16 protein-coding genes are annotated in these 15,807 nt (G+C 60.9%); 7 read left to right on the forward strand and 9 right to left on the reverse strand.

The annotated features are described in order from the left end of the window. Position 1 precedes the first annotated feature (1 nt). Positions 2–235 carry a flagellar hook protein FlgE gene (locus G5306_RS12225; protein ID WP_042054219.1) on the reverse strand — a complete coding sequence of 78 codons (234 nt, stop codon included), beginning with the start codon at positions 233–235 and terminating at the stop codon, positions 2–4. 71 nt (positions 236–306) lie between these two features. After that, positions 307–1,071, reverse strand: a complete 765-nt coding sequence (gene bioH / locus G5306_RS12230; RefSeq protein WP_371167210.1) for a pimeloyl-ACP methyl ester esterase BioH — start codon at positions 1,069–1,071, stop codon at positions 307–309. Positions 1,072–1,109: 38 nt separating this feature from the next. Between bioH and G5306_RS12235 the strand changes: the two genes are divergently transcribed. Together G5306_RS12235 and nfuA are read left to right on the forward strand one after the other, a co-directional pair. Further along, positions 1,110–1,838 carry a ComF family protein gene (locus tag G5306_RS12235; RefSeq protein ID WP_421206243.1) on the forward strand — a complete coding sequence of 243 codons (729 nt, stop codon included), beginning with the start codon at positions 1,110–1,112 and terminating at the stop codon, positions 1,836–1,838. Positions 1,839–1,918: 80 nt separating this feature from the next. After that, positions 1,919–2,497: a Fe-S biogenesis protein NfuA gene (gene nfuA, locus G5306_RS12240; RefSeq protein WP_005340636.1), complete on the forward strand. Its 579-nt coding sequence runs from the start codon at positions 1,919–1,921 to the stop codon at positions 2,495–2,497. Between the two features lie 69 nt (positions 2,498–2,566). Here nfuA and gpsA read toward each other — a convergent pair whose 3' ends face one another. Genes gpsA through G5306_RS12255 form a run of 3 tightly spaced genes read right to left on the reverse strand, consistent with a single transcriptional unit; the run spans position 2,567 to position 4,526 of the window. Continuing rightward, positions 2,567–3,571, reverse strand: coding sequence for an NAD(P)H-dependent glycerol-3-phosphate dehydrogenase (gene gpsA, locus G5306_RS12245; RefSeq protein WP_005356865.1), 1,005 nt, complete (start codon positions 3,569–3,571; stop codon positions 2,567–2,569). A gap of 2 nt (positions 3,572–3,573) precedes the next feature. Then, a complete protein-coding gene (secB, locus tag G5306_RS12250) occupies positions 3,574–4,044 on the reverse strand; it encodes a protein-export chaperone SecB (RefSeq protein ID WP_005340639.1) in 471 nt (156 codons plus the stop codon). A gap of 50 nt (positions 4,045–4,094) precedes the next feature. Further along, positions 4,095–4,526: a rhodanese-like domain-containing protein gene (locus G5306_RS12255; RefSeq protein WP_005340640.1), complete on the reverse strand. Its 432-nt coding sequence runs from the start codon at positions 4,524–4,526 to the stop codon at positions 4,095–4,097. Between the two features lie 246 nt (positions 4,527–4,772). Here G5306_RS12255 and gpmM point away from each other — a divergent pair, with 246 nt between their 5' ends. Both gpmM and envC read left to right on the forward strand, forming a co-directional pair. Then, positions 4,773–6,302 carry a 2,3-bisphosphoglycerate-independent phosphoglycerate mutase gene (gene gpmM / locus G5306_RS12260; RefSeq protein WP_204384904.1) on the forward strand — a complete coding sequence of 510 codons (1,530 nt, stop codon included), beginning with the start codon at positions 4,773–4,775 and terminating at the stop codon, positions 6,300–6,302. Positions 6,303–6,311: 9 nt separating this feature from the next. Then, positions 6,312–7,664: a murein hydrolase activator EnvC gene (gene envC / locus G5306_RS12265; protein WP_421312916.1), complete on the forward strand. Its 1,353-nt coding sequence runs from the start codon at positions 6,312–6,314 to the stop codon at positions 7,662–7,664. Positions 7,665–7,796: 132 nt separating this feature from the next. Here the strand turns inward: envC and G5306_RS12270 are convergent, their stop codons facing one another. Next, positions 7,797–8,447 (reverse strand): Qnr family pentapeptide repeat protein, encoded by a 651-nt coding sequence (locus tag G5306_RS12270; protein ID WP_042059194.1) that lies wholly within the window; start codon positions 8,445–8,447, stop codon positions 7,797–7,799. 89 nt (positions 8,448–8,536) lie between these two features. Between G5306_RS12270 and G5306_RS12275 the strand changes: the two genes are divergently transcribed. Continuing rightward, the gene (locus G5306_RS12275) at positions 8,537–9,544 is read left to right on the forward strand and encodes a substrate-binding domain-containing protein (RefSeq protein ID WP_076493932.1); all 1,008 of its coding nucleotides are present in this window, start codon (positions 8,537–8,539) and stop codon (positions 9,542–9,544) included. A gap of 84 nt (positions 9,545–9,628) precedes the next feature. On the opposite strand, the gene G5306_RS12280 is transcribed toward G5306_RS12275, so the two are convergent. From G5306_RS12280 to G5306_RS12290, 3 genes are read right to left on the reverse strand one after another with little or no spacing between them, the layout of a single operon-like run. Beyond that, positions 9,629–10,270: a bifunctional 4-hydroxy-2-oxoglutarate aldolase/2-dehydro-3-deoxy-phosphogluconate aldolase gene (locus tag G5306_RS12280; RefSeq protein WP_005342660.1), complete on the reverse strand. Its 642-nt coding sequence runs from the start codon at positions 10,268–10,270 to the stop codon at positions 9,629–9,631. Positions 10,271–10,279: 9 nt separating this feature from the next. Beyond that, positions 10,280–12,076 carry a phosphogluconate dehydratase gene (edd, locus tag G5306_RS12285; protein WP_337073731.1) on the reverse strand — a complete coding sequence of 599 codons (1,797 nt, stop codon included), beginning with the start codon at positions 12,074–12,076 and terminating at the stop codon, positions 10,280–10,282. Continuing rightward, complete coding sequence (locus tag G5306_RS12290; protein WP_005340649.1) at positions 12,073–12,582, reverse strand: gluconokinase; 510 nt, start codon at positions 12,580–12,582, stop codon at positions 12,073–12,075. The genes edd and G5306_RS12290 overlap by 4 nt, the downstream gene beginning before the upstream one ends. A 245-nt stretch (positions 12,583–12,827) precedes the next feature. On the opposite strand from G5306_RS12290, the gene gntU reads away from it, so the two are divergent. Next, positions 12,828–14,168, forward strand: coding sequence for a gluconate transporter (gntU, locus tag G5306_RS12295; RefSeq protein ID WP_069527617.1), 1,341 nt, complete (start codon positions 12,828–12,830; stop codon positions 14,166–14,168). A 150-nt stretch (positions 14,169–14,318) separates the two neighbouring features. Then, the gene (gene pssA / locus G5306_RS12300) at positions 14,319–15,668 is read left to right on the forward strand and encodes a CDP-diacylglycerol--serine O-phosphatidyltransferase (protein ID WP_005342654.1); all 1,350 of its coding nucleotides are present in this window, start codon (positions 14,319–14,321) and stop codon (positions 15,666–15,668) included. The last annotated feature ends 139 nt before the right edge of the window (positions 15,669–15,807 follow it).

A 15,807-nucleotide genomic window follows, 5' to 3' on the forward strand; every position in this document is an offset into this window, starting at 1 on the left:
CTCACACCCGGATGTCGATCAGGGTTCCCATCATATCGCTGGCGGTCTGCACTACCTTGGCGGAAGCGCCAGCCTGCAGCTCGGCCACCTTGAGATTGACGAGCTCATCGGTCACTTGCACCTGATCCCCGCTGGGGGTGTTGAGACGGGCGATCTGATTGGATGCCTTGTCGGCAATCTGCTCGGCTCGCTGAAATCCCTGTACCCCGCTGTTGAAAGCAGAATCAATACGCATGATGTTACTCCTCTGGTCACAGCTTAATTATCCGCCAGACCAGAGGATTAATGAAGCTTGTTGACTATTTTTTATCCAACAAAATCTCGAACGATTTCAATGAATTCGTCAGGGTGGGAGATAAAAGGTGCGTGTGAGGCCTTATTGAGGGTCACGCTGCGGCTGGCAGGATAGAGATCATCCAGCAGGGGAATGGCCGCCTTGGGTACCAATGAATCCAGTCGCCCATAGATCCGCAACCAGGGCAGATCCAGCTCCAGCAGCGGTTCGCGCAGATCAATCTCGGCCAACAGCCTCAGTCCGGCCTCGAGTGCGGCAAACTCGGGCACCGGCCGCTCGGCCAGCCAGTGGCGCAACTGACGGATATCGTCCCGGGCATGTTCACTGCCCATTGCTTGGATCGCCAGAAAGCGCTCTATGGTCTGGCGAAAATCCCCCGCCAGCATCTGGTTGAAACCGGTCAGCACCTTGGGGGCAATTCCGGGCCACTCGTCCCGCGCCATAAAGCAGGGAGAGCTGGCTACCGTGATCAGGGAGTGCAACCGATCGGGATGAGTCAGCGCCAACTGGCTTGCCACCAGACCGCCGAGCGACCAGCCAAGCAGATGGCAATTCTGCGGCAAGATAGCAGCCACCTGCTCGGCAAGCCAGGGCAGGCTATAATCCACCTCGTCTGCCAGCAGGCTGTTGCCAAAGCCGGGCAAATCCACCAGATGAACCCGATAGTGGGACGCCAACTGTTGGGCAATGCCATGCCAGACCGCGCCGTTCATCCCCCAACCGTGCAACAGCACCAGATCGGGCCCCTGGCCAAACTGCTCTACCGATATGCTCATCTAGACTCAAGATCCCTGTTCATGCTCTTGGGGTCAGCATGTTAAAGCGACTGCTCGCTAAAGCAAGCCCGCTGCTCGGCAGCCACGGTGACTGGCAAGGGAGTTGCCTGCTCTGCCATCAGCCTTGCGACAACGAGCCCCTGCTCTGCAGCTGGTGTCGGCAGGCGTTGCATCAATCAGAGCCAAGATGCCGCCTCTGCGCCGCACCGCTGGCTGCCTGTATAGAAGAGAGCATACCGGTCTGTGGTCGCTGCCAGCGCAGACCTCCCCCCTGGGAGCGGTTGCAGGTGATTGGCGACTACCGGGCCCCCTACCCCATGCTGATCCCCCGGCTCAAATATTCCGGTCAGATCCTGCTGGCACCGCTACTGGCACGCCTCTTGGCCGATCATCTGGATGGCTGCGAGCCGCCGGAGGCGATCATTCCGGTTCCCCTGCACTGGTGGCGGCAATGGCGGCGTGGGTTCAATCAGGCGGAGGAGATCGCACAAGCCCTTGGCGAGTTCACCGACATTCCCTGCGACAACACCCTACTGCAGCGCATCAAGTCGACCCCGCAACAAACAACCCTGAGCGCCGGGCAGCGGCGGCGCAATCTGCGCGGGGCATTCCGGATCCGCCCCCACCACTATCGCCATGTCGCCCTGCTCGATGACGTCGTGACCACAGGCGCCACCGCCGGTCAGCTCAGCCGTTTGCTCCATGAGAGCGGCATCACAAAGGTGGAAGTGTGGGCAATCTGTCGTACCCTGCGGCACAGCAAGTAGCCATCGGCATGCTACCCAAGCATTAATAACCGCGTTATCATGAATACCCTAGTCGTACACTCAGGTTTATGAGGATAGTGATGATCAGCATTTCCGACGCCGCCCAGGCCCATTTCCGTAAACTGCTGGAAAAACAGCCTGATGGCACCAATATCCGGGTGTTTGTGGTCAATCCGGGAACCCAGAATGCCGAGTGTGGCGTATCGTATTGCCCGCCCGATGCCGTGGACCCGGAAGATCAACACCTGCCCTTCAGCGGCTTCGACTGCATGGTCGATCCCCTGAGCGCCCCCTTCCTGGTGGATGCCACCATCGACTTCGTGACCGATCAGATGGGCTCCCAGCTCACCCTGAAAGCACCGAACGCCAAGATGCGTAAAGTGGCCGACGACGCGCCGCTGATCGAGCGCATCGAGTACGTGTTGATGTCCGAAGTGAACCCTATGCTGGCCGGTCACGGTGGCAAAGTCACCCTGGTCGAGCTGACTGAAGACAAACTGGCCATCCTGCAGTTTGGCGGTGGTTGCAACGGTTGCTCCATGGTCGATTACACCCTGAAAGAGGGAATCGAGAAGCAGCTGCTGGAGAAGTTCCCGGGTGAGCTCAACGGTGTGAAAGACGCCACCGAGCACCAGCGCGGCGACCACTCCTACTACTGATTTGCAGCCCTTGCAGCAAAGAAAAGGCCCCGCCATCTGGTAGGGCCTTTTGCATGGGCAATCGGCAGATTACTCGTCCTTCTTGTCTCGCGACAGCAGGGCGATGGCCGCCTCTTTCGGGTTCTTACCCTCGTAGAGCACCTTGAAGATCTGCTCGCAGATGGGCATCTCGACGCCGCAGCGGGCCGCCAGCAGATGCACCTCTTTGGTGTTGCGATATCCCTCCACCACCTGACCGATCTCGGTCATGGCGGTGTTCACATCCTTGCCAGCCCCGAGGGCCAGCCCGAAGCGACGGTTGCGCGACTGGTTGTCGGTACAGGTGAGCACCAGATCCCCGAGCCCCGCCATCCCCATAAAGGTTTTGGCATCGGCACCCAGCGCCGCACCTAGACGCTGCATCTCCACCAGACCCCGGGTGATGAGCGCGGTTCTGGCATTGGCGCCAAACCCGAGCCCGTCGGAGAGGCCGGCACCGATGGCGATGACGTTCTTGACCGCCCCACCCAGTTGCAGACCGACGAAATCCGGATTGGTATAGACCCGGAACGAGCGGCCACAGTGCAGCAGGTGGGAGAGATCGTCGGCGAACTCGTCGTGAGTCGAGGCGACCGAGATGGCGGTCGGCAGACCGGCAGCCAGCTCCTTGGCGAAGGTGGGACCGGAGATCACCGCCAGCGGTATCTCGTCACCCAGCACTTCACGGGCTACATCCTGCAGCAGACGGCCACTGTCCGGCTCCAGACCCTTGGTGGCCCAGGCGATACGGGTATCGGGGCGCAGGAAGGGTTTGATCCGGGTCAGTACATCACCAAATACATGGCTCGGCACGACCAGCAGCAGCACGGGGGCAGCTTGTACCGCACGTTGCAGATCCGCAGTCAGCTGCAGATCGGCGGGAAAAGGGACATCAGGCAAAAATGCCTTGTTGCAGCGGTCTTGTTCCAGCTCGGCGACATGAGCGGGGTCGTGACCCCACAGCAGGGTCGGATGACCATTGCGCGCCAGAGAAATGGCAAGGGCGGAGCCATAAGACCCCGCCCCCAAGACCGAGATAGCGATCTGGTCAGCCATTATCAGGCTTCCGCAGTCGCCTGCTGGGCCTGTGCTTGCGCCATGTGCTGGGCAAACAGGGCATCGAAGTTGACCGGTGCCAGGTTCAGCTGCGGGAAGGAACCCTTGCTCACCATGTTGGCCACGGCTTCGCGGGCATACGGGAACAGGATGTTCGGGCAGAAGGCAGCCAGGCAGTGAGCCAGTTGCGGCTCCGGCAGGTTACCGATGGTGAAGATACCAGCTTGCTGTACTTCGCACAGGAAGGCAGTTTCGGTTTCCAGTTTGCAGGTTACGGTCAGGGTCAGGACAACCTCGTACACGTTCTCAGCCAGGATGTTGGTCTTGGTATCCATATCCAGCTTGACGTCCGGCTGCCACTCTTTCTGGAAGATGTGCGGGGTGTTCGGCGCTTCGAAAGAGACATCCTTGGTGTAAACACGCTGGATGTGGAATTCCGGTTGTACTTCCTGGTTGTTGATCTCGTCAGCCATTTCGTTTGATTCCTTGTTATATGGATAAGTGGGCTCAGGCCCTGCTTAAATCAGCGTTTCTTGGTTACCGGCAGATTTTCTGCACGCCATTGGGCCATGCCACCGCCGAGCACATAAACCTGCTTGAAGCCAGCTTTGCTCAGCTGACGGCCCGCGCCGCCCGCAGTCATTCCCGACTCGCACACCACTATGATGGGGGCATCTTTATGCTTTTCAACCGGGCCCAGATTATTGCTCTGGATCTGGGTCAGCGGCAGGTGCTGGGCACCGGCCAGATGGCCCTTGGCGTACTCTTCTTGACTGCGAATATCCACCACGGTGGCATTCTCGCGGTTGATCAGCAGGGTCGCAGTGTGATTGTTGACGGTTTTTACCGGTGACAAACGGGCACGCACAGTGGTGTAAACCAGGGTGCCAGCCAGACCCAACCAGGCTGCGGTCAGCAGCGGGTTACGGGCCGCAAAATCCAAATACTCTTGCATCTTCTACTATCCAGGGACCAAGACAAGGGCCCGAGTATACATGGGGGTATTGATAAGATCAGCCATCTTGGCGGCAAAGCGCGAGCAGGCTCCCATCATCATTGGGCAGCGAGCATGGCAGGAAGGGCGTGGCTTGCGGGGCCGCGGGAGCGCCCCTTGGCTATCAGGTGACTATTTCGGCAGATGTAGTAATATTACGCTAGTTTCATTTCCCGCATTTTTTCCAATCCGAGAGGACATAGTCTTATGTCAACAGCTAAGAAACCTTTGGTTCTGGTCATCATGGACGGTTGGGGCTACAGCACCAAGCAAGAGCACAACGCCGTCGCTGCCGCCAAGACTCCCAACCTCGATCGTCTGGCCCGTGACTACACCAGCACCCTGATCTCCGGTTCCGGCCTGGACGTCGGTCTGCCGGATGGCCAGATGGGCAACTCCGAAGTGGGCCACGTCAACATCGGTGCCGGTCGCATCGTCTATCAGGAGCTGACCCGCATCTCCAAAGACATCCAGGATGGCGAATTCTTCCAGAACGTCGAGCTGGCCAAGGCTGTTGACGCTGCCGTGACCAACGGCAAAGCAGTTCACATCATGGGCCTGATGTCCCCGGGTGGCGTACACAGCCACGAAGAGCACATCATGGGCATGATCGAAATGGCCGCCAAGCGTGGCGCCGAGAAGATCTACCTGCACGCCTTCCTGGATGGCCGCGACGTTCCGCCGCGCTCCGCCCAGTCCTCCATCGAGCTGTTCGACGCCCTGTTCGCCAAGCTGGGCAAGGGTCGTTTCGCCTCCATGATCGGCCGTTACTTCGCCATGGACCGTGACAACCGCTGGGATCGCGTGCAGCAAGCCTATGACCTGATGACCCAGGGCAAGGGCGAGTTCACCGCCGATAGCGCCACCGAAGCACTGGCTGCCGCCTATGCCCGCGACGAGAACGACGAGTTCGTCAAAGCCACCCGCATCGGCGAAGCTGCACCGATGGAAGATGGCGATGCGCTGATTTTCATGAACTTCCGTGCCGACCGTGCCCGTGAAATCACCCGCGCCTTCGTTGACACCGACTTCACCGGCTTCGCTCGTGCCGTTGAGCCGAAGCTGAACTTCGTGATGCTGACCGAATACGCGGCCGACATCAAAACTGCCTGTGCCTACCCGCCGACCGCTCTGGTCAACACCTTGGGTGAGTGGCTGGCCAAGCAGGGCAAGACCCAGCTGCGCATCTCCGAAACCGAGAAGTACGCTCACGTCACCTTCTTCTTCAACGGTGGCGAAGAGTCCTGCTTCACCGGCGAAGATCGCGAGATCGTGGCCAGCCCGAAAGTGGCGACCTATGACCTGCAGCCGGAGATGAGCTCCGAAGAGCTGACCGACAAGCTGGTTGCGGCCATCAAGAGCGGCAAGTACGACGTCATCATCTGTAACTACCCGAATGGCGACATGGTTGGTCACACCGGTGTGTTTGATGCCGCAGTCAAAGCTTGTGAAGCCGTTGACCACTGCATCGGTCGTGTCACCGACGCGCTGGCCGAAGTGGGTGGCGAGTGCCTGATCACTGCCGACCACGGCAACGCCGAGAAGATGCTGGACGAAGAGACTGGTCAGGCCCACACCGCCCACACCAATCTGCCGGTTCCGCTCATCTATTTCGGTCGCAAAGCCGAGGTAGTTGAAGGTGGCAAACTGTCCGATCTGGCCCCCACCATGCTGACCCTGATGGGTCTGCCGGTGCCGCCGGAAATGACTGGCAAGCCCCTGATGATTCTGAAATAATCCTTCCCCATGCGGGGATGCGAAGTTATTTCACAGAAAACCAGTCGCGTCGGCCTGTTGGCCGGCGCGCTGTTTTTTTGCCTGTTGTTTGGCGCCAGCAAATCGGCTTTGGCCGCCAATCAGCAGCTGGGCACCATGCAGTCCCAGATCAAAGAGCAACAGAAGACCATCAAGCTCAGCAAGCAGGAGCTTGCCAAGCTCAATACCCAGCTCAAGGCTGACGAGCAGGCCATCTCGGCCGCCGCCGCCAAACTCAACCAGACCAGACAGCAGTTGAAGCAGAACCAGCAGAAGCTGGCGACCCTGCAAAAAGACAAGCTGGCGCTGGAAGTTCAAGCCAAACATCAAAAGCAGTTGCTGGCCAAACAGGCGGAGAGCGCCTTTCAGGCGGGCAACCACGACTACCTGAAACTGCTGCTCAATCAGCAGGATCCGGCCAAACTGAGCCGCTCCCTCGACTACTACGACTACCTCAACAAGGCCCGCATCGAGGCCATCGACGCCCTGCGCGTCACCCGCGACAAGCTGGCGAAAAACCAGCAGGCAACCAAAGAGACCGAAACCAGACTGCAAACCCTGCTTGCCGAACAGCAAGAGCATCACCAGACCCTGCTGGCCAGCCAGCAGAGCCGGGCCAAGGTGCGCAACCAGTTGCAGCAGTCGGTACAGGATGACGAGCAGAAGCTCACCAAGCTGGTCAAGGCGGAGAAGGCGCTGAAAGCCCGGCTGGAAGAGCTGCGTCGCAAGCGTGAAGAGCAGGAGCGCCGTGAACGGGCCGAGCGGGAACGGCTGGCCAAGCTGAAAGCGGAGCAGGAGCGTCAGCGCAAGCTGGCCGAACAGCGCCGCGCCGAGCAACAACGACTCGCCGCCCAGCAGAACAAAACCGTCAAACCGGCAGAACCGGTCGAAGAGATGTCCAGTACCAAACCGGAGCGAGGCTCGGGGATTGGGACCGCAGGTTACTACAGCGGGCTCAAGACCAATGGCAGCCTGCGCTGGCCGGTACAGGGGCCGATCCTCATCGCCTACGGCTCGCCGCGCACCGCCCAGCTCAAGTGGAAAGGCACCCTGATCGGCGCCAGCGAAGGAACCCAGGTCAAGGCGGTCGCGCCGGGCCAGGTGGTCTACGCCGACTGGCTCGATGGCTTCGGTATGCTGCTGGTAATCGATCACGGTAAGGGCTATATGAGCCTCTACGGTCACAATCAGTCGCTGCTGCGTCAGGTTGGCCAGAATGTGGAACAGGGTGAACCGGTGGCACTGGTCGGTGACAGTGGCGGTCAGGACAGACCGGGCCTCTACTTCGAAATTCGCTATCAGGGCGAGGCGATCAACCCGACCAAATGGCTGGCCAAGGGTTGAGTCAACCCGGCCGACAAACGCATCACACGCTCACTAGCAAAAGCCTGCATCACGCAGGCTTTTGTCGTTTCAGGAGCGCCCTCCCCACTGTCGGCTTAATTTGATGAAAAATTACCTAATTTTTCGCTCGACTCAGGGGAAGACAACCAGACCGATCTGCTCCAGCAAGGTCTGCTGCTGATCCTCGTTGATCTGCACCCCCTGCAGATCGACCCGCCGCAGATCCAGCCCCGGCAGGTCGCACTGGCGCAGATCGCAGCCCTGCAGCTTGAAGCTGGTCCAGTCGATCTGGCCAAACTCGGAGCCGCTGAGATCGGAACCCGCCAGCGAGGCACCAAACAGGTTGGCCCCCTGCCAACGGTTGCCGGTCAGCTCGCACTTCTCCAGCAGGCAACCCTCGAAGCTGGCGTAGCTGAAGTTGTTGCCGGTCAGATGGGCCTCGCAGAAGTAGCTTTTGGCGGTGATCTGATTGGCGAAGCTGGCGTGGCCGAAGTTGATACCGACCGCCTGACAGTCGCGCATCTCCAACCCCAGACACTGGCTGCGGCTGCAATCGGCCATGGTGAGATCGCAGCGCAGGAAGCTGGCCTCGCGCAGATCGCAACCCTGCAACAGGCAGCCCCGTTCACTCTCCCGATCGTAGAAGCTGCAGTCGATGAAGCGGCTATCGCTCAAATCCAGCCAGGAGAAGTTGCAGCCGATAAAGCGGCACTCCGAGAACTGCTCCCCCTCCACATCCTGTTGCTCGAACCGGACATCCACGAACTGCTTGCCTCTGATCATCGGAAAACTCCTGCAAAAACGGCTTCATATGCTGACTTTATCCGCCAAAAACGGTAATGTTACATGTAACATCCACGCTGGACACCCCTATGAGCCCCACCCGCAAGCGCCGCCCCACCCTGCAAGATATCGCCGACCAGACCGGCGTGACCAAGATGACTGTCAGCCGCTATCTGCGCGACCCGCAGACCGTAGCGGAGGGGACCCGCGAGCGGATCGCGGCTGTGGTGGAAGAGCTGGGTTATATCCCCAACCGGGCGCCGGACATTCTCTCCAACGCGACCAGCAAGGCGATCGGCATCCTGATCCCCTCCCTCTCCAACCAGGTCTTCTCGGCGGTGATCCATGGCATCGAGTCGGTGACCCGACCGGCTGGCTACCAGACCCTGCTGGCCCACTACGGTTACAGTCCGGAGAGAGAGGAGGAACAGGTCGCGTCCCTGCTCTCCTATCACGTGGATGGGCTGATCCTCTCCGACAGCCAGCACACCGAACGCACCCGCAAGATGATCGCCACCGCCGGCATTCCGGTGGTGGAGACCATGGATCTGCCACAAACCCCCATCGACATGGTGGTCGGCATGGATCATAGAGCCGCGGCCCGGGCCATGGTAACAGAGATGCTGCGCCGGGGCCGACGCAAGGTGGTCTATCTGGGGGCGCGGCTCGACGTACGTACCCAGCTGCGGATGGAGGGGTACTATCAGGCGATGACCGACTTCGGCCTCACCGGCCAGCATCTGCTGACCGAACAATCCTCCAGCTTCACTCTGGGGGGCGAGCTGCTGGATCAGGCGCTGGTACGCTATCCCGACCTCGATGGCCTGTTCTGCACCAACGATGACCTGGCGGTGGGTGCTCTGCTGCAGTGTCAAGCCAAGTGGATCCCGGTGCCCCAGCAGATCGCCATCGCCGGTTGCAACGCCCTCGACATTGGCCACGCCATGACCCCCAAGCTGGCCAGTATCGCCACCCCGCGGGAAGCGATCGGTCGGGAGGCGGCCACCATGCTGCTGGCACGTCTCAACGGCCAATCCCAACCCGACACCCGCAAGGATATCGGCTTCTCCCTCTATGTCGGGGAGAGTCTGGGTTAATCCCTTCCCTCACCCACTTAAATCACGCCGATAACAAACAGGCCACCCGAGGGTGGCCTGTTTGGTTTTCTGCACAACTGATGCTTAGCGTTTTACCAACTCAACCGCTTCGCGGGAGAGGCGAGTCACCTCTTCCCAGTTGCCGCTCTTGACCGCATCGGCCGGCAGCATCCAGGAGCCGCCGACAGTGGCCACGCATTTGAGCGCCAGATAGTCGGCCACGTTTTTCGGGCCGATACCGCCGGTCGGGCAGAACTTCACCTGGGGCAGCGGCGCGGCAATGGCGGAGAGCGCCTTGGTGCCGCCGTTCGCTTCGGCCGGGAAGAACTTCAGGTGGTCATAGCCCGCTTCCAGCGCCTGCATCACTTCAGACGGAGTTGCCACACCCGGGATCAGCGGCGCGGTGCTCTTGGCCGCGTGGGCCAGCAGGGCCGGCGTCATCCCCGGGGAGATGACGAAGCGGGCACCGGCGGCAACGGCTGCGTCAAACTGCTCGCAGTTGAGCACGGTACCGGCACCGACCATGGCATCCGGCATCGCCTTGGCAATGAGGGCGATGGCATCAAGCGCCACCGGGGTGCGCAGGGTGATTTCGAAGACAGAGATGCCGCCGTCGAGCAGCGCCTTGGCCATCGGCAGGGCCTGATCCAGCTCGTTGATAACCATCACGGGTACCAGCGGGGAGGCGGCAAACACCTCGGCCGGGGTCACTTTCCAGTTCTGCATAGCTCTTCCTTAGTCAAAGATGGTGGCGCCACACTCGGCGCTCGATACCGCGCGACGCATCACGCTGAACAGTTCACGGCCCCACCCCTCTTGTTCCAGAGTGAGGTCAATCTCGGCCTGGGTACGGCCACTCAAATCGGTCAGGCAGTCGAGGCTGCCGTTTACCGCATCAACCCGCAGCAGATCGCCGTCGGCCAGCAGGCCAATGGCCCCGCCGTGCAGCGCTTCCGGGGTGACGTGGATGGCGGCCGGGATCTTGCCGGAGGCACCGGAGAGACGGCCATCGGTGACCAGCGCCACCTTGTAGCCCGCCTTCTGCAGGTTGCCGAGCACCGGCATCAGCTTGTGCAGCTCCGGCATACCGTTGGCGGCCGGTCCATTGTGGCGCACCACGATCACGGCATCCTGATTGAGATCGCCCGCCTTGTAGGCCGCTTCCACCGCATGCTGGGAGGAGAAGACCCGCGCTGGTGCTTCAATCACCCGATACTCGGGAGCCACGGCGGAGACCTTGACCACGGCGCGGCCCAGATTGCCCGCCAGCAGCTTGGTGCCGCCGGTGGCCTGGAACACGCTACCGGAAGGCGACAACACGCTCGCGTCGCCGCTCTCGCCCACCGGCTGCCATACCAGCTGGCCATCGACCAGTGCCGGACGGCTGAGGTAATCCTGCATCTCGCCAAAGACCGGAGTGGCATCCATGTGGATCAGCCTCTCTTGCGCCAGACGGCGCATCAGGCCGGGCACGCCGCCTGCCTGTTCGAAGGCGTTGACGTCGGCCGGGCCGTTCGGGTACATGCGAACCAAGAGCGGCACCACGTCGGAGAGATCGCTGATGTCATCCCAGGTCAGTACCAGACCGGCCGCGCGGGCCAGCGCCACCATGTGGATGCTGTGGTTGGTGCTGCCGCCGGAGGCGAGCAGGGCCACCAGACCGTTGACCAGCGAGCGCTCATCCAGCACTTCGCTCAGCGGGCGATAGGCCGGAGAACCCGGGATCATGGCGCTGATGCGGCGGGCCGCTTCGGCGGTCAGGGCACGGCGCAGCTCGCTATGCGGATGCACAAAGGCGGAGCCCGGCAGCATCAGGCCCATAGCCTCGAATACCAGCTGGTTGGTGTTGGCAGTGCCGTAGAAGGTACAGGTGCCTGCCGCGTGGTAGGCGCCGCACTCCATCTCCAGCAGGGCATCGCGACCCACTTCACCGGCAGCGTACTTCTGACGCACCTTCACCTTCTCGTCATTGCTGATGCCGCTCGCCATCGGGCCAGCAGGAACAAATGCAGTCGGCAGGTGAGCGTGGGAGAGGGCCCCCATGATCTGGCCCGGAGCGATCTTGTCGCAGATACCGAGCAGCAGGGTGGCATCAAAGGTGTTGTGAGAGAGCGACAGCGCGGTCGCCTGGGCGATCAGGTCGCGGGAGAAGAGGGACATGTCCATCCCCGGCTGACCCTGAGTCACGCCGTCGCACATGGCGGGCACGCCGCCAGCAACCTGGGCGCTGTGGCCCAGCTCGGCCAGCACTGCCTTGATCTGATCCGGATAGCCCTGATAGGGCTGATGGGCGCTCAGCATGTCGTTGTAGGCGGTGACGATGCCGACGTTGGCGCGGGTCATATCGAGAATGCGACCCTTCTCGTCACTGCTGCAGGCGGCCACGGCGTGAGCCAGGTTGCCACAGGCCAGCGCGGCGCGGGTCTTGCCCTGCTCTGCCTGACGCTGGATGCGGGCCAGAAATGCCTGACGACGGGCGACACTGCGCTCGCGGATGCGAGCGGTGACGTCGGAAATTACCTGATGAATCATTGGGCTTGCTCCAATGCTGTGACGGCGCGGTCAACCACCTGTTCGAAGGTGCCGTCTATATCAATGTGGAATACACCGGCTTCGCCATCCGGGCGCTCCAGAGTATCGAACTGACTTTGTACCATGCTTTCACGCATGAAGTGGCCCTTGCGGGCACGCATCCGCTCGAGGATCAGCGGCTGGCTGCCATCGAGGAAGATGAAGCTGACCGACTCGTTGCCTTCGCGGATCTGGTCGCGGTACTTCTTTTTGAGGGCGGAACAGACAATGATGCCGGTCTCGTTCTTCTGCTCGAGACTGTAGGCGGCGTCGCGGATCCGCTCCAGCCAGGGGGCACGATCCTCATCGTTGAGGGGGTTGCCGCCAGCCATCTTCTGGATGTTGGCCTTGGGGTGCAGGTCATCACCATCGATGAACTTGGCGCCCAGCGCTTCGGCCACTTTCAGACCCACGCTGGATTTGCCGCTACCACACACACCCATCACGATAATGCACTTACCCGCCATAATTTGACCTCTGTCCCACTTTTCAAAAAACCAGCTGTTGATGGGTTCTAATCTAACACGTTACCGGTAACATGTTACCGGTAACGATTGAAAATGTGAAGTCTGCCACAGACTGAGCAAACCCATAGTCACCTGGGCATATGATGTTGAGCCCTTGCCATAAATCTAAATAAATCATAAAGATATGGTTTGCCGACGGATCGGCAAGGTGTCACGACTGAACTTGGAAAAAGGAACGCATAACAATGTCTGACCTCTCCCTGATCATGACAGCCGCCGGCTCGATTGTGCTGCTGCTCTTCCTGGTGATGAAGGCCCGGCTCCACGCCGTGGTAGCCCTGATCCTGGTCTCCATGGTGGCGGGTCTCGCCGCTGGCATGAACCCGGCCGATATCGCCGCCACCATCCAGAAAGGGATGGGTGGCACCCTCGGTTTCGTCGCTGTGGTGGTGGCGCTGGGCGCCATGTTCGGCAAGGTGATGGAAGTGACCGGTGCCCTCGACCGGGTAGCCCACACTCTGCTCGGCAAGTTCGGCGTCAAGCGCGCCAACTGGGCCATGGCCCTGACCGGCTTTGTCTGCGCCCTGCCGCTCTTCTTTGACGTGGCCGTGGTGTTGCTAATCGGCGTCGCCTTCGCCATCGTCCGTCGTGGCGGCGGCAGCGTAGTGAAGATCGGTATCGCCCTGCTGGCCGGTATCGCCACCTGTCAGGCGTTCCTTATTCCGGCGCCGGGCCCGATCCTGGTGGCATCCCAGCTGGGTGCCGACTTCGGCTACATGATCCTGTTCGGCCTGATCGCCGCCGTGCCGGCGTTGATCCTGGCGGGCCCGCTGTTCGGTGACTTCATCAGCAAGATCGTCGATGTGCCGCTGCCTGCCGATGCCCAAAACAGCGTCCACGATGACAGCAAATCCCTGCCCTCCTTCGGGCTGGCCATGGGTCTCATCGGTTTGCCACTGCTGCTGATCGGCCTCAAGACCATCGTCGGCCGCTTCGTCGAGGCGGGCTCGACCCTGCACAACTGGCTGGAGTTCATCGGTCACCCCTTCACCGCCATCATGGTCGCCTGTCTGGCCGCCTTCTACCTGCTGGGTATTCGCCGCGGCATGTCCCGTGACGAGGTGATGAGCGTCTGCAACAGCGCCATCCAGCCGGCAGGCGTCATCATTCTGGTGACCGGTGCCGGTGGCGTGTTCAAGCAGGTGCTGGTTGACTCCGGCGTGGGTGCCGCTCTGGGCAACATGCTGGCCGACTCCGGTCTGCCCATCGTCGCGCTGGCCTTCATTCTGGCTGCCGCGGTGCGGGTGATTCAGGGCTCCGCCACCGTCGCCATGCTGACCGCCTGTGGTCTGGTGCTGCCGATGCTGGAGCCGCTCGGCCTGAACGGTGCCCAGCTGGCGGCCGTCACCATCGCCATCGGCGGCGGTGCCATCGTGCTCTCCCACGTCAACGACTCCGGTTTCTGGCTGGCCAACCGCTACCTCGGCCTCACCGAGAAGCAGACTCTGCAGACCTGGACCGTGATGGAGACCATCATCGGCACCACCGGCGGCGTGATGGCGATGATCATCTACAGCTTCCTCTGACAAGGGGGAAATGCTGACAAAAAGGCCTCACTCGTGAGGCCTTTTTCATCTTTCTGATGATTCTTTCTTTGGCTGAGAGGGCGAGATTGCTAGAATCGCCTATTCATCGCTCCGAGTGGAACGCTTAACCCCGTGATTTCAGGTTTATCTATGCATTCATCGGCCCATTATCGACAACTGCTGGCGCGCCTGCCCCAGATCGCCGTCGCAGCGGATCAGTTTGAAGTGCTCTACAGCGCCCAGGATTTCAAACGCCGCATTCTTGCGCTTATCGCCAGTGCCACCCGGCGCATCTATCTGGTCGCGCTCTATCTGCAGGATGACGAAGCGGGCCGGGAGATCCTCTCCGCCCTCTACGCCGCCAAGCAGCGCAATCCGGCCCTCGACATCAAGCTGTTCGTCGACTTCCACCGTGCCCAGCGCGGCCTGATCGGCAAAGGCAAGCAGGGCGGCAACCACCTGATGTATCAGGCCATGGCTGCCGAACACGAGCACCAGATCGAAATCTACGGCGTGCCGGTCAAAGGGCGCGAGCTGCTCGGCGTGCTCCACCTCAAGGGCTTCATCTTTGATGATGTGGTGCTCTACTCCGGTGCCAGCCTCAACGACATCTACCTGCACCAGCAAGATCGCTACCGCTTCGATCGCTATCACCAGATCACCAGCCCGGAGCTGGCCCGCAGCATGGTCAACTATGTGGATGACCTGTTCGTGAAGAGCGACGCGGTGCAGCGACTGGATCACAGCGACATCCCCAGCGCCAAACAGCTGAAGGGGCCGATCCGCCGCTTCAAGCAGAACCTGCGCCAGAGCCAGTACCGTTTCAGCACCATGCCGGTCAACACCCAGGAGGTGGCCGTCACCCCCATGGTGGGTCTGGGTAAGCGCAACAATCAGCTCAACTTGATGATCCGCAATCTGGTGCGCGCCACCGAGCGGGAGATCTTCATCTGCACCCCTTACTTCAACCCCCCCAAGGAGTTGAGCAAGGATATCGAGGATCTGCTGCAGCGCGGTTGCAAGGTGACCATCGTAGTGGGCGACAAGACCGCCAACGACTTCTTCATTCCGCCGGAAGAGAAGTTCTCCACCATCGGTGGCCTGCCCTATCTCTACGAAACCAACCTGCGCAAGTTTGCCGAGCGCAACCAGCGCCACATCGACGACGGTCGCCTCAACCTGATGCTCTGGTGTTGCGAGCGCAACTCCTACCATCTCAAGGGGATCTTCGTGGATGACGAGTGGGCCCTGCTCACCGGCAACAACCTCAACCCCCGCGCCTGGGCGCTGGATCTGGAGAATGGCCTGCTGGTGCACGATCGTCGCCACCTGCTGCGTCCCCAGTTCAACGCGGAGCGGGAGAACATCCTGACCAACACCAAGCGGATCAGCCACTTCGATCAGGTGGAGCAGATTCAGGACTACCCGGAACAGGTGCGCAAGCTGCTGGGACGGATCCACCGGGTCAAGGCCCACCTGCTGCTCAAACGCATCATCTGACCTTGGGCGCCATACGCCCGCACCTTGCCTGTTGGCAGCCGCACAAAGGCCTCCCGTTTTCGGCAGGCCTTTGTTATATCCGCCGTTTCCCCCGCCTTGACGGCCCAGCCAGCAGCAACTCGGCTTGCATCGGCCCCAC

The organism is Aeromonas sp. 603404 (assembly GCF_049171775.1).
In the GTDB taxonomy this organism is placed as follows: Bacteria; Pseudomonadota; Gammaproteobacteria; order Enterobacterales; family Aeromonadaceae; genus Aeromonas; species Aeromonas veronii_A.

What these genes read in the sequence shown, in the direction of transcription:
- pssA (WP_005342654.1), top strand. Translation starts at nt 14,319, where the DNA reads ATGCATTCATCGGCCCATTATCGACAACTGCTGGCGCGCCTGCCCCAG.
- edd (WP_337073731.1), bottom strand. Translation starts at nt 12,076, where the DNA reads ATGATTCATCAGGTAATTTCCGACGTCACCGCTCGCATCCGCGAGCGC.
- envC (WP_421312916.1), top strand. Translation starts at nt 6,312, where the DNA reads ATGCGGGGATGCGAAGTTATTTCACAGAAAACCAGTCGCGTCGGCCTG.
- G5306_RS12280 (WP_005342660.1), bottom strand. Translation starts at nt 10,270, where the DNA reads ATGCAGAACTGGAAAGTGACCCCGGCCGAGGTGTTTGCCGCCTCCCCG.
- G5306_RS12270 (WP_042059194.1), bottom strand. Translation starts at nt 8,447, where the DNA reads ATGATCAGAGGCAAGCAGTTCGTGGATGTCCGGTTCGAGCAACAGGAT.
- gpmM (WP_204384904.1), top strand. Translation starts at nt 4,773, where the DNA reads ATGTCAACAGCTAAGAAACCTTTGGTTCTGGTCATCATGGACGGTTGG.
- G5306_RS12290 (WP_005340649.1), bottom strand. Translation starts at nt 12,582, where the DNA reads ATGGCGGGTAAGTGCATTATCGTGATGGGTGTGTGTGGTAGCGGCAAA.
- G5306_RS12235 (WP_421206243.1), top strand. Translation starts at nt 1,110, where the DNA reads ATGTTAAAGCGACTGCTCGCTAAAGCAAGCCCGCTGCTCGGCAGCCAC.
- bioH (WP_371167210.1), bottom strand. Translation starts at nt 1,071, where the DNA reads ATGAGCATATCGGTAGAGCAGTTTGGCCAGGGGCCCGATCTGGTGCTG.
- G5306_RS12275 (WP_076493932.1), top strand. Translation starts at nt 8,537, where the DNA reads ATGAGCCCCACCCGCAAGCGCCGCCCCACCCTGCAAGATATCGCCGAC.
- gntU (WP_069527617.1), top strand. Translation starts at nt 12,828, where the DNA reads ATGTCTGACCTCTCCCTGATCATGACAGCCGCCGGCTCGATTGTGCTG.
- nfuA (WP_005340636.1), top strand. Translation starts at nt 1,919, where the DNA reads ATGATCAGCATTTCCGACGCCGCCCAGGCCCATTTCCGTAAACTGCTG.
- G5306_RS12225 (WP_042054219.1), bottom strand. Translation starts at nt 235, where the DNA reads ATGCGTATTGATTCTGCTTTCAACAGCGGGGTACAGGGATTTCAGCGA.
- G5306_RS12255 (WP_005340640.1), bottom strand. Translation starts at nt 4,526, where the DNA reads ATGCAAGAGTATTTGGATTTTGCGGCCCGTAACCCGCTGCTGACCGCA.
- gpsA (WP_005356865.1), bottom strand. Translation starts at nt 3,571, where the DNA reads ATGGCTGACCAGATCGCTATCTCGGTCTTGGGGGCGGGGTCTTATGGC.
- secB (WP_005340639.1), bottom strand. Translation starts at nt 4,044, where the DNA reads ATGGCTGACGAGATCAACAACCAGGAAGTACAACCGGAATTCCACATC.